The sequence below is a fragment of the Mycolicibacterium neoaurum ATCC 25795 genome (genome assembly GCF_000691525.1).
GTDB classification, from domain to species: Bacteria; Actinomycetota; Actinomycetes; order Mycobacteriales; family Mycobacteriaceae; genus Mycobacterium; species Mycobacterium neoaurum.
In genome coordinates this window covers 408,093-428,196 of sequence record NZ_JMDW01000008.1, presented here as the reverse complement: position 1 = coordinate 428,196, position 20,104 = coordinate 408,093, and the positions used below count along the sequence as shown (strand labels likewise).

General features: G+C 66.5%; 26 protein-coding genes. 3 read left to right on the top strand and 23 right to left on the bottom strand.

The window, feature by feature from the left end; translation table 11 throughout:
- Positions 1-3: 3 nt before the first annotated feature.
- From IC40_RS0109570 to IC40_RS0109550, 5 genes are all read right to left on the bottom strand, one after another.
- Positions 4-549 (bottom strand): adenylate kinase, encoded by a 546-nt coding sequence (locus IC40_RS0109570; protein WP_030134492.1) that lies wholly within the window; start codon positions 547-549, stop codon positions 4-6.
- The gene (gene secY / locus IC40_RS0109565) at positions 546-1,874 is read right to left on the bottom strand and encodes a preprotein translocase subunit SecY (RefSeq protein ID WP_019512380.1); all 1,329 of its coding nucleotides are present in this window, start codon (positions 1,872-1,874) and stop codon (positions 546-548) included. The genes IC40_RS0109570 and secY overlap by 4 nt, the downstream gene beginning before the upstream one ends.
- 332 nt (positions 1,875-2,206) lie before the next feature.
- On the bottom strand, positions 2,207-2,800 hold the full coding sequence (locus IC40_RS27810; RefSeq protein WP_036469659.1) for a hypothetical protein: 594 nt from the start codon (positions 2,798-2,800) through the stop codon (positions 2,207-2,209).
- Complete coding sequence (locus IC40_RS0109555; protein ID WP_042510054.1) at positions 2,800-3,501, bottom strand: MspA family porin; 702 nt, start codon at positions 3,499-3,501, stop codon at positions 2,800-2,802. The genes IC40_RS27810 and IC40_RS0109555 overlap by 1 nt, the downstream gene beginning before the upstream one ends.
- A 36-nt stretch (positions 3,502-3,537) precedes the next feature.
- The gene (locus IC40_RS0109550; RefSeq protein WP_042510055.1) at positions 3,538-4,296 is read right to left on the bottom strand and encodes an MspA family porin; all 759 of its coding nucleotides are present in this window, start codon (positions 4,294-4,296) and stop codon (positions 3,538-3,540) included.
- 399 nt (positions 4,297-4,695) lie between these two features.
- Here IC40_RS0109550 and IC40_RS0109545 point away from each other — a divergent pair, with 399 nt between their 5' ends.
- The 3 genes from IC40_RS0109545 (at position 4,696) to IC40_RS0109535 (ending at position 7,194) form a co-directional block, all read left to right on the top strand.
- A complete protein-coding gene (locus IC40_RS0109545) occupies positions 4,696-5,211 on the top strand; it encodes an Rv2240c family protein (RefSeq protein WP_081843413.1) in 516 nt (171 codons plus the stop codon).
- 146 nt (positions 5,212-5,357) lie between these two features.
- On the top strand, positions 5,358-6,275 hold the full coding sequence (locus tag IC40_RS0109540) for a class I SAM-dependent methyltransferase (protein WP_030134487.1): 918 nt from the start codon (positions 5,358-5,360) through the stop codon (positions 6,273-6,275).
- Between the two features lie 7 nt (positions 6,276-6,282).
- Positions 6,283-7,194, top strand: coding sequence for an SAM-dependent methyltransferase (locus IC40_RS0109535; RefSeq protein ID WP_030134486.1), 912 nt, complete (start codon positions 6,283-6,285; stop codon positions 7,192-7,194).
- Here the strand turns inward: IC40_RS0109535 and IC40_RS0109530 are convergent.
- The 18 genes from IC40_RS0109530 to rplN all read right to left on the bottom strand — a co-directional run bounded on the left by IC40_RS0109530 (position 7,175) and on the right by rplN (position 20,071).
- Positions 7,175-8,638, bottom strand: a complete 1,464-nt coding sequence (locus tag IC40_RS0109530) for an MFS transporter (protein WP_372493987.1) — start codon at positions 8,636-8,638, stop codon at positions 7,175-7,177. The two genes, IC40_RS0109535 and IC40_RS0109530, sit on opposite strands and share 20 nt — an antisense overlap.
- Positions 8,631-8,993 (bottom strand): STAS domain-containing protein, encoded by a 363-nt coding sequence (locus IC40_RS0109525; protein WP_030134484.1) that lies wholly within the window; start codon positions 8,991-8,993, stop codon positions 8,631-8,633. The genes IC40_RS0109530 and IC40_RS0109525 overlap by 8 nt, the downstream gene beginning before the upstream one ends.
- The gene (locus IC40_RS0109520; protein ID WP_051644296.1) at positions 8,986-10,104 is read right to left on the bottom strand and encodes a glycosyltransferase; all 1,119 of its coding nucleotides are present in this window, start codon (positions 10,102-10,104) and stop codon (positions 8,986-8,988) included. Before IC40_RS0109520 ends, IC40_RS0109525 begins: the two co-directional genes overlap by 8 nt.
- The gene (locus IC40_RS0109515) at positions 10,104-10,808 is read right to left on the bottom strand and encodes a glycosyltransferase family 2 protein (RefSeq protein ID WP_030134482.1); all 705 of its coding nucleotides are present in this window, start codon (positions 10,806-10,808) and stop codon (positions 10,104-10,106) included. Before IC40_RS0109515 ends, IC40_RS0109520 begins: the two co-directional genes overlap by 1 nt.
- Complete coding sequence (locus IC40_RS0109510) at positions 10,805-12,163, bottom strand: bifunctional PIG-L family deacetylase/class I SAM-dependent methyltransferase (RefSeq protein WP_030134481.1); 1,359 nt, start codon at positions 12,161-12,163, stop codon at positions 10,805-10,807. Before IC40_RS0109510 ends, IC40_RS0109515 begins: the two co-directional genes overlap by 4 nt.
- Positions 12,156-13,151, bottom strand: coding sequence for an acyl-CoA dehydrogenase family protein (locus tag IC40_RS0109505; RefSeq protein ID WP_138158164.1), 996 nt, complete (start codon positions 13,149-13,151; stop codon positions 12,156-12,158). The genes IC40_RS0109510 and IC40_RS0109505 overlap by 8 nt, the downstream gene beginning before the upstream one ends.
- A gap of 42 nt (positions 13,152-13,193) precedes the next feature.
- The gene (locus tag IC40_RS0109500; RefSeq protein WP_030134479.1) at positions 13,194-13,832 is read right to left on the bottom strand and encodes a helix-turn-helix transcriptional regulator; all 639 of its coding nucleotides are present in this window, start codon (positions 13,830-13,832) and stop codon (positions 13,194-13,196) included.
- Between the two features lie 82 nt (positions 13,833-13,914).
- Positions 13,915-15,693 carry a signal peptide peptidase SppA gene (gene sppA / locus IC40_RS0109495; protein WP_030134478.1) on the bottom strand — a complete coding sequence of 593 codons (1,779 nt, stop codon included), beginning with the start codon at positions 15,691-15,693 and terminating at the stop codon, positions 13,915-13,917.
- A gap of 155 nt (positions 15,694-15,848) precedes the next feature.
- Positions 15,849-16,292: a 50S ribosomal protein L15 gene (gene rplO, locus IC40_RS0109490; protein ID WP_030134477.1), complete on the bottom strand. Its 444-nt coding sequence runs from the start codon at positions 16,290-16,292 to the stop codon at positions 15,849-15,851.
- A 4-nt stretch (positions 16,293-16,296) separates the two neighbouring features.
- Complete coding sequence (gene rpmD / locus IC40_RS0109485; RefSeq protein ID WP_030134476.1) at positions 16,297-16,476, bottom strand: 50S ribosomal protein L30; 180 nt, start codon at positions 16,474-16,476, stop codon at positions 16,297-16,299.
- A 2-nt stretch (positions 16,477-16,478) separates the two neighbouring features.
- Entirely contained in the window at positions 16,479-17,144 is a 666-nt protein-coding gene (gene rpsE, locus IC40_RS0109480; RefSeq protein ID WP_081843412.1) for a 30S ribosomal protein S5, read from the bottom strand.
- A 25-nt stretch (positions 17,145-17,169) separates the two neighbouring features.
- Positions 17,170-17,577, bottom strand: coding sequence for a 50S ribosomal protein L18 (gene rplR, locus IC40_RS0109475; protein WP_030134474.1), 408 nt, complete (start codon positions 17,575-17,577; stop codon positions 17,170-17,172).
- Between the two features lie 3 nt (positions 17,578-17,580).
- Positions 17,581-18,120, bottom strand: a complete 540-nt coding sequence (rplF, locus tag IC40_RS0109470) for a 50S ribosomal protein L6 (protein ID WP_030134473.1) — start codon at positions 18,118-18,120, stop codon at positions 17,581-17,583.
- A gap of 12 nt (positions 18,121-18,132) precedes the next feature.
- Positions 18,133-18,531, bottom strand: a complete 399-nt coding sequence (gene rpsH / locus IC40_RS0109465; protein WP_019510997.1) for a 30S ribosomal protein S8 — start codon at positions 18,529-18,531, stop codon at positions 18,133-18,135.
- Between the two features lie 90 nt (positions 18,532-18,621).
- The gene (locus IC40_RS0109460) at positions 18,622-18,807 is read right to left on the bottom strand and encodes a type Z 30S ribosomal protein S14 (RefSeq protein WP_019510998.1); all 186 of its coding nucleotides are present in this window, start codon (positions 18,805-18,807) and stop codon (positions 18,622-18,624) included.
- Between the two features lie 3 nt (positions 18,808-18,810).
- Positions 18,811-19,383: a 50S ribosomal protein L5 gene (rplE, locus tag IC40_RS0109455; RefSeq protein ID WP_019510999.1), complete on the bottom strand. Its 573-nt coding sequence runs from the start codon at positions 19,381-19,383 to the stop codon at positions 18,811-18,813.
- Positions 19,384-19,385: 2 nt separating this feature from the next.
- Positions 19,386-19,703, bottom strand: coding sequence for a 50S ribosomal protein L24 (gene rplX / locus IC40_RS0109450; protein ID WP_019511000.1), 318 nt, complete (start codon positions 19,701-19,703; stop codon positions 19,386-19,388).
- Positions 19,703-20,071: a 50S ribosomal protein L14 gene (gene rplN / locus IC40_RS0109445; protein WP_018601827.1), complete on the bottom strand. Its 369-nt coding sequence runs from the start codon at positions 20,069-20,071 to the stop codon at positions 19,703-19,705. Before rplN ends, rplX begins: the two co-directional genes overlap by 1 nt.
- Positions 20,072-20,104 lie beyond the last annotated feature (33 nt).

Genomic DNA, 20,104 nt, shown 5'->3' with positions numbered 1-20,104 from the left:
CTGTTACTTGCCGAGGGCGGCCAGCGCCCGGGCGAACACCTCGTCGAGGCTGCCGACGGCGTCGACGGTCTTCAGTTCACCGGCGTAGTAGTCCAGCAGCGGCGCGGTCTCGTCGCGGTAGACCTTGAAGCGATTGCGGATGACTTCCTCGGTGTCGTCGGCACGACCGCGGCCCTTGAGCCGCTCGACCAGCTCGTCCTCGGGCACCCGGAACTCGACCACGGCGTCCAGCTTCAGACCGCGCTTGGCCAGCATCTCCTTGAGCGCCTCGGCCTGCTCCACCGAACGCGGGAAACCGTCGAGGATGAACCCGCCGGCCGCGTCGTCGTGATCGATACGGTCGTCGACCAGCGCGTTGGTCAGCGAGGCGGGGACCAGGTCACCGGCGTCGAGATACTTCTTGGCCTCCACACCGAGCGGGGTGCCATTGCTGATGTTGTGGCGGAACAGGTCGCCGGTCGAGATCTGCGGGATGCCGAGCTGGGCCGCGAGCTTCTCCGCCTGGGTGCCTTTTCCGGCGCCGGGGGGACCGAGCAAAACAATTCTCACTTGAGGAATCCTTCGTAGTTGCGCTGCATCAGCTGGCTCTCGATCTGCTTCACGGTGTCCAGACCCACGCCGATCATGATCAGCACCGCGACACCGCCGAACGGGAGGTTCTGCAGGGTGGCACCACCGCTACCGGCCTGCAGGAACACGTTCGGGAGGACGGCGATGGCGCCCAGGTAGATCGACCCCGGCAGGGTGATCCGGCTCAGCACGTAGCGCAGGTAATCGGCGGTCGGCTTACCGGGGCGGATGCCCGGGATGAAGCCGCCGAACTTCTTCATCTCGTCGGCACGTTCCTCGGGATTGAACGTGATCGACACATAGAAGTAGGTGAAGAAGACGATCAGGCCGAAGTAGATGGCGATGTGGGTGATGCTGGTCGGGTTCGACAGATGATTGGCGACGAACGAACTCCACCAGCCGGTGCCCGGGTTGCTGCGGCCGCTGTCGATCAACTGCGTGATCAGCTGCGGGATATAGATCAGCGAGGACGCGAAGATGACGGGGATGACGCCGGCCTGGTTGACCTTCAGCGGCAGGTAGGTCGACGTTCCGCCGTACATGCGCCTGCCGACCATGCGCTTGGCGTATTGGACCGGGATGCGGCGCTGGCCCTGCTCGACGAACACGACGCCGACCAGGATGGCCAGGGCACCGATGCAGACGAAGGTGAAGACCAGGCCACCGCGGGCGTCCAGGATCATCTTGCCCTCGGACGGGATGCGCGCGGCGATGCCGGCGAAGATCAGCAGCGACATGCCGTTGCCGATTCCGCGCTCGGTGACCAGCTCGCCCATCCACATCACCAGCGACGCACCGGCGGTCATGACCAGGACGATGACGACCAGGCCCCAGATCGAGGAGTCGTCGATGATCTCCAGCGAGCAGCCCTGCAGCAGTGCGCCGTTGGCGGCCATCGCGACGATGCTGGTGGCCTGCAAGATCGCCAACGCGACCGACAGATAGCGGGTGTACTGGGTCATCTTGGCCTGACCGGCCTGACCCTCTTTCCGCAGCTGTTCGAAACGCGGGATCACCACGGTCAGCAGCTGGACGATGATGCTTGCGGTGATGTACGGCATGACGCCCACCGCGAAGATCGACAGCTGAAGCAGCGCGCCGCCGGAGAACAGGTTGATCAGCGAGTAGATCTGCGCCGAGTCACCACCGGAGACCTGCTCGATGCACTGCTGGACGTTCGGGTAGTTCACGCCGGGCGACGGAACCGCCGCGCCGACGCGGTACAGCACGACCAAACCGAGAGTGAAGAGAATCTTCTTTCGGAGGTCGGCAGTCCGCAGCGACGAGATGAAAGCCGAAAGCACTCTTCCTCCTGCGCAGGCCGGCTTCGTTACGCGGCGTGCCGATGGGGCTGGTCGTTACCAGCGTCTGGTTAAAGTCTCGCGCCACCTAGCTGCAGGTTTGCAACCTACGCAGGCGTGCGTCAAACAGTCTACGAGAGTAACAGCTGCGCGCCGTCTGCCCGGTACCGATCGCCGCCGGCGTCGACGGCTCGCAGAGAATCGACCGGCAGGAAAACCGGTCGCGCAATCCAACCGCCCCGGCATGCGCGGGTGCGTGACAGGGTGCGTGACAGGGTGCGTGACAGGGTGCGTGACAAGGTCGCGACGACTCGGGACAGGCGTCGCCCAGAGCCCTAGGGCAGCGGTGCCTCGGGCCCGGCGGGGTCGGGCAGAAATTGAACCGGTCCCGGCGGGATGTTCGTCCCCTCCGGCGGTGCGGTACCGGGCAGCGGCTGACCGAGGTCGGCGATGTTCATCCGGCCCAGCGCGCCGTGCACCATCGCATGGGTGGCACGCAGGTCGTTCACGCGGTCGAACGGGCCCGGTTGCATCGGATCGAGGGGGTACGGCGAGGTCGGTGCCGCGTCCGGACCGGGATGCTGGACCTGGAAGTTCAGCGGGTTCAGGAACTGGCTTATGGCGAGCACCGAGGCATCGGGGGCCAGGGCCGGGGTAGATCCAGGTACCGAGGGCACCGCGTACTGACCGAGCATCAGTTCCTGTGTGTTCTGGGTGAGTGCCGCCACCGGGCCCTGCAGCGCGGGACCGAGTGCTGATGCCGGCCCCGGCGGCGGCGCCGCGGGATCGGCAGGGGGCGGGGCAGCCGGCGCGGGTGGCACCGCCGGGTCGGGCGGTTCGCCCGCGCCCGGATCGGCGGCTGCGGTGGCCGAGGTGCACAGGGTGGCCGCGACAGTCGCGGCCACCGCCAGCGGGACGATGGCCCGCATCAGAAGACCTTCGCCACGCCGTAGTACGCGACGATATCGTCGGCGTCGGTACCGGAGCTGGTCAGTACGGCATAGGACCGCAACGACGACGCACCCACGCAGTTGTCCACCTTGATGTGCACGTCCTTCACGGTCACGCGGACTTCGTTGCCCTTGTAGGACTTCTTGTCCACCTGCACGTTGGTGACGGTGCCCGGTCGGGGTTCGACCTCGATCTGCCCCGAGATGGGAAAGCTCAGCGCGCCGAAGTCGGAGAATCTGCCGCCGTTGTCGACGGCGATGTTGCCGCCACTGACGCCGATCGAGCCGTTGAGTTTGACCTTGTCCATCTCGATACCGCAGCCGATCTGGTAGCCGACCTCCAAGGTGCCGCCCTTGACCGAACCCATGCCGCTGCCGGTGAAGGTGCCACCGACCAACCACTCTCTCGACGACAGCGAGGTGGTCAGCGGTGCCACCGGCAGCTGGGTCTCCTCCTTGGCCAGCACGGTCAGTGTCCGACCGTCCGGGGTGTGTGCGATTCCGGGAACCTCGGAGGCGACGGCGCCGGTATCGGGTGCCGGCCCGGGTACCGCCGGCGCGGACAGCGGGTCGGCGCCCGGCGCCGCGGGATCGTCGGCCGGGTCGGCCGCCGCAACGGGGGTGATCGCCAGGGGTAGCGCAAGTGTCACGGCGATCGCGGCGAAACGGTGCAGGTTCATCAGACAGCCTCCATGTCGAAGTTCGAGTAGTTGCCGTCAGACGGCTTTGGTCACGCCGAGATAGGTGATGACGTCATCGGTGTTGTCGGTCGAGCTGGTGAGCGTGGCGTAGGACCTGATGAAGGACTGCCCGGCGCATCCGTCGATCTTGATCCGGAAACCGGTGATCGAGACTCGAGGGTTCTCGCCCTTGAACGACTTCTTGCCCACCGGCACGATGTTGACCGTCCCGGGCTTGAGGTCGATCTTCATCTGTTGACTCAGGTTGGCCGTGACACCGATCGGAAAGAGGAACTCGGGTCGCAGGCCCGACTTGAAGCCGAACGGCGGGGTGATGAACGGCGAGATCCCCCCGCCGGTGATCGACTCGATATCGTCCTGGGCGATACCGCAACCGATCTGGTAACCGGCCTCCAGCGTGCCGCCGGCCAACGCAGTGCTCCCCGAGCCGGTGATCGAGCCGGTGAAGGTCCCGTCGACCAGATACTCGCGTGAGGTGGGGGCACCGGTCAGCGGGGCGACCGGCGCCAGCGACTCGTCCTTTCCGACGACATTGAGCACCCACCCGTCCGGTGTGGTGAGAACTCCGGGTGCGGCCGAAGGCATGGCCCCTGGCGGCGGGGGCGGCGGAGCGTCCGTGGCATCCGAGTTCGCCGCGACCGGAGCGATCGCGGCATCGGTCGACGGGTCTGCCGATGCCGGCCCGGCCCCGGCGGTGGTGGCGACCAGGCAGGCCGCCACGATCGCAGGAATGCGATGCCATTTCTTCGGTGTATTCGGCGCCAAGTAATGCATGCAATTCCCTCACTTTTGTCAGCAGAAAACCGGCAATCTGATCCGAGATCTTTTCTTCGACGCGTGTCGGATCGGTAGATTGACGGTGAACAGTACAAGTCGTGATCGCGCCGCCGAAATGGACATCCGCTGTTTGTTCGCTACCGAAAACCTGTGTAAAAACGGCATTTTCACAGTTTCGACGTCGGATTACAGCTCACGGCATGACGCCGCTCACAGGAGCTTGACCCGCGACGCTCGACAATATAAAAATCGCGCTGTCTCGAAATACTAATGGCGATCGGAGCGTTTGCCGGATTGCGGCCCACTGCTTATATTGTCACTGCATTTGACGACATCGATCTCGGGAGAATTCCGGTGCTGAGCAGACCAGCCGCTTGGGCGTTTATGGCCATTTCCATGACACTCATCCCGGCGACGGCGGGTGTCGCGGCTGCCGAGCCCGTCGAGCCCGGTCCTGCCACTCCTGCGGCACCATTCGAACCGGCGATGTCCGATGCCGCGCAGCCGGGCGCTGCACCGACAGACCCCACATCCGATTCCACATCCGCGGCCTGCCAACAGTTCACCTCGGCACTGAACTACGCCACCACCAACTATGAGGACTTCGCCTACGCCACCGCAGGAACCGGCAATCATGTCGACTACAGCAAGCCCGATGTCGTCGACTCGAACACGACCGGGCGTACCGCGTTGCGCGAGGCTGCCGCCACCGCCTTGACGGCCGGCCGCACGCCCGGGCTGCCGCCGGATATCAGCGATCCGATGCAGGCCTGGTCGCTGCATGCCACGAAACTTCTCCTGGACATGGGCTTACACCGCGGCGGTGATGCACTCAACACCGCCGCCTCGCAGATGAACACCGACGCACAGAACGCGCAGCTGGCCTGCGCAAGGATCGTCGCGCAACCCTGATCCCGCCGTCCTGGGCCGCCGACGCACGGTTCGCCCCCGGCGACCGATCCGGCGGACTGGGCACGATCTAGGGAGCGGCGTACAGTCGATGGTGATATTTACGTCATCTAATTAAATGGATTGACAACGCAATCCGAGGAGGATCCATGGCACGCACCGACGGCGACACCTGGGACCTGGCCTCCAGCGTAGGCGCCACCGCGACGATGGTGGCCGCCGCCCGCGCCATGGCCTCGTCGGGACCCACGCCGGTGATCGACGATCCGTACGCCGCTCCCCTGGTACGAGCCGTCGGCGTCGACTTCTTCACCAAACTCGTCGACGGTGAGATCACCGAGTCCGAGCTGGGCGACGACCCGCAGATGAACATCGCCCGCTTCGCCAACGGTATGGCGGCGCGCACCCGGTTCTTCGACGACTTCTACGCCGACGCGGCCGGTGCCGGCGTGCGCCAGGCGGTCATCCTGGCGGCCGGCCTCGATGCGCGCGCCTATCGGCTCGCGTGGCCGGCGGGCACCGTGGTCTTCGAGGTCGACCAACCCGAGGTCATCGAGTTCAAGACCCGCACCCTGGCCGACCTGGGTGCCACGCCCACCGCGGACCGCCGCACCGTCGCCGTCGACCTGCGCGATGACTGGGTGACCGCGTTGCGCTCGGCCGGTTTCGACCCGTCGGCTCCGACGGCGTGGATCGCCGAGGGGCTGTTCGGTTATCTGCCACCCGAGGCACAGGACCGGCTCCTTGCGGTCATCACCGAACACAGCGCGCCGGGCAGTCGATTGGCCGCCGAGGCCGTGCCGGGAATCTCCGAAGAGCAGCAGGAGCAGGCACGCGAACGGATGCAGGCCGTCCGCGACCAATGGTCCGATCACGGGTTCGATCTGGACTTCAGTGAACTGGTCTATCTCGGGGACCGCACCGATGCCGACGCCCATCTGGTCGAGCTGGGCTGGCAGACCTCCGCCCTCACCACAAATGCTCTGCTGGAGCGCTACGGCCTGCCCGTGCCCGACGAGCAGGAGCAGTTCGGGCACCCGTCCTACATCACCGCGATCAAGCAGTAGGGCGAAGATGGTGCGCACCGAGGGTGACAGCTGGGATCTGGCATCCAGCGTGGGTGCCACGGCGACCATGGTGGCGGCCGGCCGGGCCATCGCCAGCGCGGCCGAGAATCCGCTCATCGATGATCCGTACGCCGCGCCGCTGGTGCGTGCGGTCGGCATCCCGGCCTTCACCATGATGGTCGACGGTTCCGTCGACCTGGCCGAGATCGCTCCAGAGTCCGCGGCTCAGGTTCGGTCGAACATCGACGAGATGGCGGTCCGGACAAAGTTTTTCGATGACTACTTCATGGCGGCGGGTGAATCCGGGGTACGCCAGGCGGTCATCCTGGCCGCGGGGTTGGATGCACGTGCCTATCGGCTCCCGTGGGCCGACGGCACCACCGTGTACGAGGTCGACCAGCCCGCAGTCATCGAATTCAAGACCCGCACCCTGGCCGACCTCGGTGCCGCACCGACCGCCGAGCGACGCACGGTGCCGGTGGATCTGCGCGACGACTGGCCCACCGCGATGCGGGCCGCCGGGCTGGATCCCGACCAGCCCACCGCGTGGTGCGCCGAGGGGCTGCTGATCTACCTGCCACCGGAGGCGCAGGATCGGCTGTTCGACAATATTCACGCGCTCAGTGCCCCGGGAAGCACCGTGGCCACCGAGTTCGTACCCGGCATGAAGGACTTCGACCCGGAGAAAGCCCGCGCGGCCGCCGCGACGTTCAGCAAGCTGGGCCTCGAGATGGACATGCCGTCCCTGGTCTACCGGGGTGAACGCACTTCCGCCGCAGACTATCTCCGGTCCCGAGGCTGGCAGATGACGCAAAAGCCCAGAGCCGAGCTGTTCACCGATTACGGCCTTGGCAAACCAGACCTCGGCGCCGGAGACGTGCTGGGCGAAATCGTCTATATCAGCGGCCGCTTGAGCTGACCTCGTAGTCCAGCGGCGGTGGCGCAGTAGCGGTTCCGGGAGTCTGCGTGCCGTCGATGGGACATCGCGCGGTTTCGGGCATCCCGACCAGCGCGACCGCACCGATCACGCACGCCGCCATCATGTAGAACGCCGGGACGAGGTTGGTTCCGGTCGCACCGATGAGCCACTCGTTCACGGCGGGCGCGGTTCCGCCGAAGATCGATGTCGACACGTTGTAGGCAATCGCGAAACCGGCGAAGCGCACCTGGGTCGGGAACATCGCCGGAAAGGTGGCCGAGATCGTGGCCAGCTGCGGCACATACAGCAGGCCGAGCACTGCGAAGCCGATGATCGCGCCCGCCGGACCGGTGCCCATCAACATGAACATCGGCACCCCGGCCACGAACAACCCGGCGAGCGAGAACCACCACAACGGCTTTCGACCCAGCCGGTCGGACAACATGCCGGCAAGCGGCAGGAAGACCATCATCGACACCATGCCGATGATGGGGACCACCAGCGACACGTCCTTCGACAGGCCGATCGTGCCTTCCAGATACGTCGGCATATAGGTCAGCAGCGTGTAGTTGACGACGTTGAGCGCGACGACAAGCCCACCGAGACGCAGAATGGTCCGCCAGTAGTCGGCGATCAACTCTCTGAACTGAGTTGTGGTGTCCGCGGCCGTATCGGCAGAATCGGCAACCTCTTTGAACACCGGTGTCTCATCGAGGCGCGAGCGCAGATAGATCCCGATCAACCCCAGCGGCGCCGCTATCAGGAACGGCAGCCGCCACCCCCAGGAGCTCATCTGATCCTCATCGAGCACCAGCGAGCAGCCGAGCATCAGCGATGCTCCCAGCGAGAATCCAGCCAGGGTCCCGAATTCGAGATAGCTGCCCAAGTATCCGCGTCGCCGTGCCGGCGCGTACTCGGCCATGAAGGTCGCCGCGCCGCCGTACTCGCCACCGGTCGAGAAGCCCTGGACCATCCGCAGGAACACCAGCAGCACGGGGGCCCACATCCCGATCGTGGCGTAGGACGGAACGAGGCCGACACCCAGCGTGGCACCTGCCATCAGCAGGATGGTCAGCGCCAGAACCTGTTTGCGCCCGATTCGGTCACCCAGCGGTCCCCAGACGAAGCCGCCCAGCGGACGCACCAGGAAGGACACCGCGAAGGTCATCAGCGCCAACAGGGTGGCCCGCTGAGTGTCGCCGGGAAAGATCGCCGCCGAAATATAGGTGACACCGAAGGCGTAGATCCCATAGTCGAACCATTCGGTGGCGTTACCGATGGCGGAGGCGGCCACCGCGCGCCTCACCTCCGCGGGTGGCGGCTCGGCGGCCTCGGTCGACGTATCGGTGGACGTATCCACTGGTGAACTCGCTCCTTCGTCGCGCGCACGGGTCTGCGCGCCGCGTCTTGGAGGCTGTGCCCGTGACGTAGAGGCGCTAAACATCACCTCCGGTCACCGTATCGAGTGCCTCATCGAGGGTGGCGAACAAACCAACCACGTCCGCGATGCCGACAAGCCTGAGCGGTCGGCTGGTGGCCGGTCCGTCGGCGACCACCGCGAAGCGGCGTGCCGGGGTGATGTCCGCGTGTGCGCCCATCAGCACACCCATTCCCGCGGAGGACAGAAAGTCCACGCCGCCCAGGTCGATGACGACGCCATCCGATGCGGTGGCCACGGCATCGGCGATGGCCGACTCCAACTGCGGAGCGGTCACCGAGTCCAGGGTGCCGACAACCCCCACCACCGTGACCGTGCCGATCTGCCGCAGCCCGATATCACAGTGCGATCCGCTAACCATCGGGCTCTCCGACCGATGCATATGTACAGCACATAGCTGGCACCTCCACTGTATTGAATCCAATTGCGGCGCAGAGCAGTTGCTCGTAGCCATCGACGGTGCGCGCGCAGTCGAGGCGTTTCCGCGCCGACTCGGCAACCGCGTGCCGATCGACCGCGTCCATCGCGGTGACCGCAGAGGCCAGCCGATCGGCCACCCCGTCGCCCGGGTCAACCAGGACCCCGCCGGGACCCTGGACCACTTCTGCGAGGCCGCCGCGGCGCACGCCGGCCACCGGCGTCCCGCACATCTGGGATTCGGCTGCCACCAGACAGAACGGCTCCTCCCAGCATGGCGTCACCAGCGTCGCCAGGCCGGCGCCGTACATCTGCGCCAGTTCTGAGTCAGCCAGTTGCCCGAGATATTCGACCTGGCCCCCGAGCATCGGACGGATCACCTCGCCAAACCAGAGCGGGTCGGCGATGGGTCCGGCCAGCCGCAACGGCAGGCCCGCCGCCCGCGCCGCGGAGATGGCGATATCGGCCCCCTTCTCCGGGGTGAGCCGCCCGGCCCAGACAAGGTGATCGCCACCGGGTCCGGGTGGAAACATCTGTGGGTCCACGCCATTGGGGATCACCGACACCCGACGCACGGTCTCCCACTGTGCGCGCAATGCCATGCTGACGGCCACCATGTGCGCGTCCGGGCCCGCCAACCACGCTCCGATTTCCATCCACGGAAAGGGCGGGGTGTGCAATGTGGTCACCACCGGTACCGGCAAGGCGGGAGCCAGGGCCAACGGCAACTGATGCAGGCTCTGATTGAGCACGATATCGATATCGCTCCGGCACAACAGATCTCGCATCACCGCCAGATAGGCGACCTGGTCGTCGAGAAAACTCGGCTCTGGCATGTTCGGGTCCTGCGACGCCACGGACGACAGATCCGGCGTGCCGGGCATGACATGGAGCCGGTCGGCCAGCATCGGGTCGCTTCCCGCGCGCGCCCACAGCTCGATGCGGTGACCACGAGCCCGCAGTCCGTCGGCCAGGATTGCGGTGAAGCGTTCCTGGCCACCGGCGTAGGGTGCGGCGACGGGATTGCGGGACGGGCCGATGACGGCGATGCGCATCAGCTCGCCTCCCTCCCGAGTTCGGCCAGGAATGAGGCGAATCCACCCTCGACCCGCGAGTCGATCCGGCCCGATGTGCGCACGCTGGTGTGATGGGTGGCCACCCAGCGCGGGGTGATCGCGCGGATCCGCTCCACCAGTTTCACGTCCTCCCCGGCGGCACAATCGGGGAATCCGCCCGCGCGCAGGTACACATCGGCCCGGAATCCGAGATTTGCGCCGTGCACATGGGGGTGACCCTCGGTCAGCTCGTGCCGACGCAACCAGCGGCGGTATATTTCCGGACCCACCCCGGCGGGGACGGCCGTCCCGATGACCGCGTCCGCGCCCTCGGCCGCCATCGCGAGCTGCCGCGTCAGCCAGTGCTCGGGCACCACGGTGTCGGCATCGGTGCAGGCCACCCAGATCGTGTCGAGTGCGCGCCCGCAACCGGCCGCGCGGTTGATCGCCGCCGCGGTACCCACCTTCCGCGCGGTACCGACCACGCAGGTGTCGGTGGTCAGTAGGTGAACACCGAATCGGGCGGCCAGCGGTCCGGTGTCATCGGTACAGCAGTCGAGCACGACGGTGATCGCCCACGACGTTCCCGGTAGCTCGGCGCCGAGGGCCGCACCGGCGCGCACGACGCTGTGCAGGCAATTGTCGATGTGCTCCTGCTCGTTCCGGGCGGGTACCACCACCTCGACATGGCGAATAGCGGTCATGATGCACCCCGGTACTCTCGGTATACCGACACGGGTTCACCCCAGACTTCCACGATCAGGTCGACGTCCTCGTAGCGTGCGCGCAGCGGCAGATCCATCAGTGCGGCCGCCTGCCGGTGCACTGCCCGCCCGTCGAGCGGGATGTCGCGCGTCGGTCCGCGCCAGTGCGCCAGCACGATCTCGCCGCGGGCGGTAAGCCGTCGCCGGGCGGCCCGCAGGGTGGCTACCAGTTCCGGACCGTCGAGGAAGTACCCGACCTCGGAAAGGATGATTGCGTCGAAGCGCTCGTTCGGAAGGTCTGCCGGCACAGCCCCCCAGATCCATTGCACAGCATCGGTTTTCTGACGTGCGACCTGGAGGGCACCCGCGCTGGCATCGAGGGCCACAACGACGTCGGCACGGCCGGTCAGTTCCTCCGACAACTGACCGGTTGCGCAACCGATCTCCAGCACGCGCTGATATCGCTCCCTGCCGAGGCAGGCAAGCACCAGACTCAGTCGGCGTCGCTCATAGACGAAATCATCGAGATGCCAAGGATCTTCACCACCGGCAAGCATGGCGTCGAAGGGCTGTGCCACATCATCTCGGGCTCGGCCGCCGAGCACGTGGCCGGCCGCCCTGCGCCTGAGATCCGGGTCCGTCGGGAGCAGAACCGTCTCGAACGACCGGTGGGCGCGGCGCAGCACCGAGTCTCCGACGATCGGGGCATCCCCGGATGAATCCAATTGGCTGGTGTAGCAGTCGATGGCCGATTCCTTGACCCGCAGGGCGACGAGACTGGGTGACAACGTGCGCACCCGTTCCCAGTCGATGTCTGCCGGGGTGGCCCAGTGCCACATCCACACCGGATAGTTCAGCAGTGTTGCCGACGAACTCCTGGCGACCGCCTCGGCCGCGCGGCCGGCAGCATCGTGATCGGAGTGCCCGTCACATTCGGCAGGGGCGAGCAGCACGGTGTGCGCATCGACCAACTCCGCCAACCGGCGGGCCAGCTCCTGCTCCGCGGCGGGCAGACCCCCGTCGGGCAGATCCCACCACACGGCCCGCACGTGCGCGCCCAGCGTGGCCATCGCGCGTTCGGCCTCGACGCGGCGCGGCGTCGAGCCGGGGCCCCGCCCACCGTGGGTTGCGAAGACCACGACGACCTCGACGTCCGCGCTCCCCAGGTCGGCAAGCGTCGCCCCCAGTGCCAGCGTCTCGTCGTCGGGGTGCGGCGCCAGCACGACGAACCGGGTACAGCCTCGGGTGAGCGCACCGAGATCCAGTCGCGGCACATCGTCCCAACCGGGGGCCAGCAACCAGGTCGGCTCGTCGGTGCCTGCCTCACGATGGGTGAACGGCCTGGCCTCAACCATGGCTCACCTGCCCGGCGGCCACCACGAGTTCGCCGAGATAGGCCAGGTCGCGCGGCCCGTGATGCTGACGTAGGTAGACGGTCAGGTCGGCGATCCGCCTGGCGTACGGCTCCTCACCGACCAACGGGCCGGGTCCGAGCACGTATCCGGCATTGCGCACGGTGTTCTCACATGTCCGTGCCACCACCGCCCGGACCCGCTGGGCCAGCAGCGCCGACGAAGCGATCCCATCATCGATGACCGCCGCGGCGTGCAGCAGGCAGGTCTGGGCGGCGAACATCTCTTCGTCGATGCTGCCCAGTTGGGAGAGCCCGATGGGCGATGCACGGTGCGCGTCGACATGCCGTTGTACCCGCTCCCGCACGCCGATCGCGATGCCGAACCAGACTGCCGCGACACCGATTCCACCCCAACCGAATCCCGGTCGGTCGAGGTACCACCCCGGACCGCCGAGCGGTATCCCAGGAAGATCCTCCACGGTGATCGGCCCACTCGGTATGGCCACCAGGCCGCGGGAAACCCATTGCGTCGGCTGCACTTCGACATGCCGCGGATCCAAGCGCACCGCGAATGCTTGCTGCCCGGCGCCCGGGACCTCCGCGGTGACCACGGCGTGCGAGAGCCGCCCGGCCAACGAACACCACGCTTTCGTCCCGTTCAGCACCCACCCCTGCGCACCCCGGCGGGCGACGAGCCCGAAACCTGTTGTACCGGAGGCGTATACGCCCCACGTCGAACCCTTCTCGGCCGGCACACCCGCCTGGTGCAGGATGGCCAGTGCGTCCAGATGCGGTTCGACGATGCGGGCCAATGACGCGTCGACGACACCGAGGGTCACCAACACCCGCAGATATTCCAGCGTCCGGCCGTCGCCGGGGCGCTGCCCGGACAGTTCTCCGGCGATACCCAATGCCGTGGACACCTCGACCGGCCCATCGGTAAGCACCGACAGGCGCATTCTCAGTTGTTCGTCGACAAGGTGTTGCACTGAGTCGATTGAACGGGTTCGACCTCCCCGCGGACTACACCCCTAGGGGTGGATCCGGATCACATCGGGCTGGAAATCGTGTGTCATCCCCCACGCGACGGCCTGCGACCGCCTGGTAACTCCCAGTTTGCGGTAGGTGGATCTGACGATGGACTTCACGGTGTTGATCGACAGGTAACACCGCTCGGCGATCTCGTTGTTGGTGCGACCCTGTGTGATCAGCGCCAGCACCTCGGCTTCCCGGGCGGACAGACCCGCGTCCCGGCCCGGCCACGCCATCGGCATGGACATGCTGCCGTCACCGCGTTCGACGACGGTCTCCCCGGCGTGGATGCGTTCCAGGCAGCTGACCAGCCTGTCGACCGGTAACGATTTGGCCAGGTAACCGTGCACACCGCCGGCCAGCGAACGGTCGATCAACAGCTGGTCGATGTTCCAGGAGTAGACCGCAACCCGGCCGATGTGGTTGTTGCCCACCAGATCGGTCACATCGGTGCGGTCCCCCTGCGCTGCAGCGAAGGTGTCCCAGATGATGACGTCGACGGGGATCTGAACCTCGGTGCGCGAGTCGAGCTCGACGATGCGCACCCGGTCGGCGTAGGGCCGCAACAAGGCGGCAAGGCCCGCGACGATCAACTCGTAATCGTTGACGATCGCCAATGTCACCGGCGAACTACTCATGGAGCCCGCCTTTCGCCCGACCGATTCCGCCGCGATAACGATAGACCCAATCCCGGCGGGCATTCACCCGGTACGCCCGGGTTCAGAACCGGTAGCCCCCCAACCACAGGACGTGAGCCCCGGTCAGGCTCCGCTCGGCCTGGTCGACCGCCCCCACCACCGACCGGCCGAGCACCGTCCCGACGGCCTCGGTCAGGGTCGCGGCGACGGGTTGGGAAGAAGGCTTGGGCCGCAACATGTCCAGCACCGAGGAGCCCGGATAGCTGAGCACCCGCACCTGCGTATCGGCGTCGTGCCCGGCACGCACCTTCGCCCGATCGATCGCGGTGTGCAGCCCGCCGAGGGTGTCCACCAGGCCTCGCTCCTTGGCATCCGCACCGGTCCACACCCGGCCGCGGGCCACGGTGTCGACCGCATCGACACTCATGTTGCGGCCCTGGGCAACACGCTCGACGAAGTCGGTGTAGAACAGGTCGGCCTCGGCTTCGACCTGTGCGTACTGTTCCGGTGTGAACGCCGCGTCGGCCGACCAGGCATCGGCATTGGCGTTGGTGCGCACCGAGTCCGACCCGACGCCCAGCTTGTCCTTGAGTCCCCGGGTGATGAGCTTGCCGGTCACCACACCGATGGAGCCGGTGATGGTGCCCGCGTTGGCGACGATCTCGTCGGCCGCCATCGAGACGTAGTAACCACCGGAAGCGGCCACCGAACCCATCGAGGCCACCACCGGCTTTCCGGCTTCGCGAGCCCGCACGACCTCGCGCCAGATCGTCTCCGAGCCGGTCACCGAGCCGCCGGGGCTGTCGACACGCAGCACGATGGCGGACACCTCGTCATCGGCGGCCGCTTCCCGGATGGCCGCTGCGATGGTGTCCCCACCGGCGCTGGAGTTGCCGAACGGCAGCACCTGCGGCCCGCCACGCCCGCTGACGATCGGGCCGTGCAGGGTCACCACCGCGATGGTGGGCTTCTTGCGCCCGGGCATCGACGGGCCCGGCTTGGCGGCGGTGGCGCGCGCATAGCGGGACAGGTACAGCCGCGGCGCGGTGTCCGGTCCGTCGGCCGTCGCTGCCGCGCCGGCGAGCTCGCTGATCCGCGCGTAGGCCTCGTCCCGGAATCCGATCCGGTCGATCAGACCGCCGGCGACGGCATCGGCGCGCAGCAGCGGTGCCCTGTCGGCGAGCGCGTCGACCGCCGAGACCTCCAGGCCACGGGCGTCGGCGACCGCGGCGGTGACCTGCGTGTGCAGGCTGCCGATCAACGCCGCATCGGCTTCACGGTGCGCATCGGTGTAGCTGTCCTGGGTGAAAAGGTTTGCCGCCGACTTGTATTCGCCCCGCGCGACGAATTGCGCCTCGACGCCGGCCTTGCCGAGCGCGTCGCGCAGGAACAGCGCGTTGGTGGCGAACCCGATCAGTCCGACGGTGCCCGAGGGCTGCATCCACACCTCGCCGAACGCCGAAGCCAGATAGTACGACAGGGTGCCGGGATAGGTCTCGGCCCAGGCCAGGGTGGGCTTGGCCGCAGCGAAGGCCAGGACCGCATCGCGCAGCTCCTGGATCGGTCCGGGCGGGGCGGCGGACAGTTGGATCCGGCCGATCAGCCCGGCGACCCTGTCGTCCTCGGCGGCGCGGTGGATGGCAGCCACGGCCTGGCGCAGGGTCAGCGGCTTGCCGCCCAGGTTGATCAGCATCAACGGGTCGAACCCCACTGTCTCCGGCGGGGCGAGCTGGAGATCGAGTTCGAGCACACAACCGCGCGGGACGCCGTTGTGGCGGGCGGTGTCGACCTTGCGGATCAGGTCGCGGACATCCTCGGCATCAGGCAGGAGGCCGGGCAGATTGGTCAGCAGTCCGAACATCTTTCGAGACTACCGGCGGTTTTTCACCCGGCTCTTTCGCCGAACGTGAAATGTCGACGGCAGATCACCCCGGATGCCGACGAGGACGCACATTCGGCGGACACCAGGAACGCAAGAGGCCCCCGCCGTGGCGGGGGCCTCTCGGGTACAGCTTCCTACAGTTCGGTGGCCGAACCGCCTGCGGCGGTGATGGCCTCGCGGGCGCTGCCGCTGAACTTGTTGGCGGTGACGTCGACCTTGACGGCCAGCTTGCCGTCGCCGAGCACCTTCACCAGCGAGTTCTTACGAACCAGGCCCTTGGCGACCAGTTCGTCGACACCGATGGTGCCACCCTGCGGGAACGCCTTGGCGATATCGCCGACGTTGACGACCTCGTAGGCGACCCGGAAGCGGTTGCGGAAGCCCTTGAGCTTCGGCAGCCGCATGTGGATCGGCATCTGGCCACCCTCGAACGTCGCGGGGACGTTCTTGCGCGCCTTGGTGCCCTTGGTACCGCGACCGGCGGTCTTACCCTTGGAGCCCTCACCACGACCGACGCGGGTCTTGGCGGTCTTCTCCCCGGGCGCCGGCTTCAGATCGTGAAGCTTGATAACACTCATCGTCCTAGACCTCCTCAACCGTGACGAGGTGATGCACGGTCTTGATCAGACCGCGCGTCTCGGCGTTGTCCTCACGCACGACCGACTGGCGGATCTTCCGCAAGCCGAGCGTACGCAGGCTTTCGCGCTGCTTCCAGCGTGCGCCGATGGTTCCGCGCACCTGGGTGATCTTCAGGTCTGCCATGACTATGCGCTTCCTTCACGAGCCGCAGCGACCGCAACGGCTTCGGCCTCGCGGCGTGCCTTGAGCATGCCGGCCGGGGCCACGTCCTCGATGGACAGACCGCGACGGGCCGCCACCTCTTCGGGACGCTGGATCATCTTCAGCGCGGCAACGGTGGCGTGCACCACGTTGATCGCGTTGTCGCTGCCCAGCGACTTGGCCAGGATGTCGTGCACCCCAGCGCATTCCAGTACGGCACGAGCCGCGCCACCGGCGATGACACCGGTACCGGGGCTGGCCGGACGCAGCATCACGACACCGGCTGCGGCCTCACCCTGCACCGGGTGGACGATCGTCCCACCGATCAGCGGAACCCGGAAGAAGTTCTTACGAGCTTCTTCGACACCCTTGGCGATGGCGGCCGGAACTTCCTTGGCCTTGCCGTACCCGACGCCGACCATGCCGTTGCCGTCGCCCACGATGACCAGGGCGGTGAAGCTGAAGCGCCGACCACCCTTGACCACCTTGGAGACGCGGTTGATGGTGACGACGCGCTCGATGTAGTTGCTCTTCTCGCCACGGTCGTCGCCGCGACCGCGGCCACCGCGGTCGTCGCGTCCTCGGCCGCCACGATCGCCGCGGCCACCGCGATTGTCCTGCGCCGAACCGGCGCCAGCCTGGTCGGCCATCATGCAGTCCTCTCGTTGTCAGTCATCAGAATTTCAGCCCGCCTTCGCGCGCGGCATCGGCCAGCGCGGCGATCCGGCCACCGTAGGTGTAGCCGCCACGGTCGAACACGACCGTCTCGACTCCGGCAGCCTTGGCGCGCTCGGCGATCAGCTGACCGACCCGCACGCTCTGTGCCTTCTTATCGCCCTCGACCGCACGGACATCGGCCTCGATGGACGAGGCCGCCGCGACGGTGACGCCGGCGAGATCGTCGATCAGCTGCACGTGGATGTGCCGTGCCGACCGGTTGACCATGAGACGCGGGGTCTCCGCGGTGCCTTCGACCTTCTTGCGCAGACGCGCGTGACGGCGGATACGGGCGTTCCGACGGGTCTCGGAGATGTTCTGCCCCACCGGCTTCCGGGTGGGAGCTTCGGTCTTCGTGGTAGCCATGGGTTACTTACCTGTCTTTCCGACCTTGCGGCGGATCTGCTCACCCTCGTAGCGAACGCCCTTGCCCTTGTACGGGTCGGGGCGACGCAGACGACGGATCACCGCGGCGATCTGGCCGACCTTCTGCTTGTCGATACCCGTGATCGAGAACTTGGTGGGTGTCTCGACCGCGAACGTGATGCCCTCGGGTGCTTCGATGAGGACCGGGTGGCTGTAGCCGAGTGCGAACTCCAGGTTCGCGCCCTTGAGCGCGACGCGGTAGCCGACCCCGAAGATCTCCATCTTCTGGGTGTAGCCCTCGGTCACGCCGGTGACCAGGTTGGCCACCAGGGTGCGGGACAGACCGTGCAGCGAACGGCTGCGCCGCTCGTCGTCCGGACGCGCCACCACGATGGCGCCATCGTCGTTACGCGACACCTGGATCGGCTCGGCGATGTCCAGGGTCAGGGTCCCCTTGGGGCCCTTCACCGAGACGTTCTGACCGTCGATGGTGACGTCGACTCCGGCGGGAACCGGAACCGGCTGCTTTCCAATACGCGACATGTTCTCGTCCCCCTACCAGACGTACGCGAGGACTTCGCCGCCCACGCCCGATCGAGCTGCCTGGCGGTCGGTGAGCAAGCCTGAGGACGTGGAGATGATCGCCACGCCCAGGCCGCCGAGCACCCGGGGCAGATTGGTGGATTTTGCATAGACCCGCAGACCGGGCTTGCTGACCCGGCGCAGGCCTGCGATGGAGCGCTCACGGCTGGGGCCGTACTTGAGCTGCACCACCAGCGCCTTGCCGACCCGAGCATCCTCGGTGCGGTAATCGGAGATGTAGCCCTCGGTCTTGAGGATCTCGGCGATGTTGGCCTTGATCTTCGAGTGGGGCAGAGTCACCTCGTCGTGGTACGCCGAATTGGCGTTACGCAGACGCGTCAAGAAGTCTGCGATGGGATCGGTCATCGTCATGACAGCCGGTTCACCTTCCTCGCGGCGGTTCCCACCTGGTCAATTGACACAGCGGGCCTGCCGAGTTTTGTCATCAGTAATGAATGCTGGTTACCAGCTGGACTTCTGCACACCGGGCAGTTCGCCCGCATGCGCCATCTCCCGCAAGCAGATACGGCACAGGCCGAACTTGCGGAACACCGCGTGGGGACGACCGCACCGGTTGCACCGGGTGTAGGCGCGCACTGCGAACTTGGGCTTCTTGTTGGCCTTGTTGACCAGAGCCTTCTTTGCCATTGCTCAGTTCTCCTTGAACGGGAAGCCCAGAGCGCGCAGCAGCGCACGGCCTTCGTCGTCGTTCGTCGCCGAGGTGACGACGGTGATGTCCATGCCGCGGGGGCGATCGATGGAGTCCACGTCGATCTCGTGGAACACCGACTGCTCGGAAAGGCCGAAGGTGTAGTTTCCGCTGCCGTCGAACTGCTTGGGGCTCAGGCCACGGAAGTCGCGGATACGCGGGAGGGCAATCGACACCAGGCGGTCGAGGAACTCCCACATCCGGTCGCCGCGCAACGTGACGCGGGCACCGATCGGCATGCCCTCGCGCAGCTTGAACTGGGCGATGGACTTACGCGCCTTGCGGATTTCCGGCTTCTGGCCGGTGATCAGCGCGAGGTCGTTGACCGCACCGTTGATCAGCTTGGCGTCGCGGGCGGCGTCGCCGACACCCATGTTCACGACGACCTTGACCACGCCCGGGATCTGCATCACGTTGGCGTAATCGAACTCTTTGTTGAGCGCGTCCTTGATCTCTTCGCGGTAGCGCTGCTTCAGCCGAGGCTGAACCTTGGCGGAGTTTTCTACTGTGGTCATTCTCAGATGTCCTTGCCGTTGCGCTTGGAGACCCGGACCTTCTTGCCGGACTCCTCGTCGACGCGGTAGCCGATGCGGGTCGGGTTGCCATCGGAGTCGATGACCATGACGTTGGAGACGTGGATCGGCGCTTCCTGCGTGACGATGCCGCCCGAGGAGGCACCGCGCTCGTTCTGCGACTGCGCGGTGTGCTTCTTGATCCGGTTCACACCTTCGACCAGAACCTTTTCGCGGGTCGGGTAGGCCTCGATGACCTTGCCCTTGGCGCCCTTGTCCTTACCGGAGATGACGAGCACGGTGTCGCCCTTGTGCACCTTCATTACAAAACCTCCGGGGCCAGCGAAACGATCTTCATGAACTTCTTCTCGCGCAGCTCACGACCGACGGGCCCGAAGATGCGGGTACCGCGCGGGTCGTTGTCGTTCTTGATGATGACGGCGGCGTTCTCGTCGAACTTGATGTAGCTGCCGTCGGCGCGGCGGCGTTCCTTGACGGTGCGCACCACCACTGCCTTGACGACGTCGCCACGCTTGACGTTGCCGCCGGGGATGGCGTCCTTGACGGTCGCGACGATGATGTCGCCGATACCCGCATAGCGCCGCGACGAGCCACCGAGCACCCGGATGCACAAGATTTCCTTGGCACCCGTGTTGTCGGCGACCTTGAGCCGCGATTCCTGCTGAATCACTCGATCTCCTGACCTGGTTTTGTATGCACGCCA

Bases quoted from the DNA above. Each gene is read 5' to 3' on its own strand.
- rplX (WP_019511000.1), bottom strand. From the start codon at position 19,703: ATGAAGGTGCACAAGGGCGACACCGTGCTCGTCATCTCCGGTAAGGAC.
- IC40_RS27810 (WP_036469659.1), bottom strand. From the start codon at position 2,800: ATGCGGGCCATCGTCCCGCTGGCGGTGGCCGCGACTGTCGCGGCCACC.
- rpsH (WP_019510997.1), bottom strand. From the start codon at position 18,531: ATGACGATGACCGATCCCATCGCAGACTTCTTGACGCGTCTGCGTAAC.
- rplR (WP_030134474.1), bottom strand. From the start codon at position 17,577: ATGGCTACCACGAAGACCGAAGCTCCCACCCGGAAGCCGGTGGGGCAG.
- IC40_RS0109550 (WP_042510055.1), bottom strand. From the start codon at position 4,296: ATGCATTACTTGGCGCCGAATACACCGAAGAAATGGCATCGCATTCCT.
- IC40_RS0109535 (WP_030134486.1), top strand. From the start codon at position 6,283: ATGGTGCGCACCGAGGGTGACAGCTGGGATCTGGCATCCAGCGTGGGT.
- rpsE (WP_081843412.1), bottom strand. From the start codon at position 17,144: ATGGCCGACCAGGCTGGCGCCGGTTCGGCGCAGGACAATCGCGGTGGC.
- rpmD (WP_030134476.1), bottom strand. From the start codon at position 16,476: ATGGCAGACCTGAAGATCACCCAGGTGCGCGGAACCATCGGCGCACGC.
- IC40_RS0109460 (WP_019510998.1), bottom strand. From the start codon at position 18,807: ATGGCAAAGAAGGCTCTGGTCAACAAGGCCAACAAGAAGCCCAAGTTC.
- IC40_RS0109500 (WP_030134479.1), bottom strand. From the start codon at position 13,832: ATGAGTAGTTCGCCGGTGACATTGGCGATCGTCAACGATTACGAGTTG.
- sppA (WP_030134478.1), bottom strand. From the start codon at position 15,693: ATGTTCGGACTGCTGACCAATCTGCCCGGCCTCCTGCCTGATGCCGAG.
- rplO (WP_030134477.1), bottom strand. From the start codon at position 16,292: ATGAGTGTTATCAAGCTTCACGATCTGAAGCCGGCGCCCGGGGAGAAG.
- rplE (WP_019510999.1), bottom strand. From the start codon at position 19,383: ATGACCACAGTAGAAAACTCCGCCAAGGTTCAGCCTCGGCTGAAGCAG.
- IC40_RS0109545 (WP_081843413.1), top strand. From the start codon at position 4,696: ATGACACTCATCCCGGCGACGGCGGGTGTCGCGGCTGCCGAGCCCGTC.
- IC40_RS0109540 (WP_030134487.1), top strand. From the start codon at position 5,358: ATGGCACGCACCGACGGCGACACCTGGGACCTGGCCTCCAGCGTAGGC.
- IC40_RS0109555 (WP_042510054.1), bottom strand. From the start codon at position 3,501: ATGAACCTGCACCGTTTCGCCGCGATCGCCGTGACACTTGCGCTACCC.
- IC40_RS0109525 (WP_030134484.1), bottom strand. From the start codon at position 8,993: ATGGTTAGCGGATCGCACTGTGATATCGGGCTGCGGCAGATCGGCACG.
- IC40_RS0109510 (WP_030134481.1), bottom strand. From the start codon at position 12,163: ATGGTTGAGGCCAGGCCGTTCACCCATCGTGAGGCAGGCACCGACGAG.
- IC40_RS0109520 (WP_051644296.1), bottom strand. From the start codon at position 10,104: ATGCGCATCGCCGTCATCGGCCCGTCCCGCAATCCCGTCGCCGCACCC.
- IC40_RS0109530 (WP_372493987.1), bottom strand. From the start codon at position 8,638: ATGTTTAGCGCCTCTACGTCACGGGCACAGCCTCCAAGACGCGGCGCG.
- IC40_RS0109515 (WP_030134482.1), bottom strand. From the start codon at position 10,808: ATGACCGCTATTCGCCATGTCGAGGTGGTGGTACCCGCCCGGAACGAG.
- rplF (WP_030134473.1), bottom strand. From the start codon at position 18,120: ATGTCGCGTATTGGAAAGCAGCCGGTTCCGGTTCCCGCCGGAGTCGAC.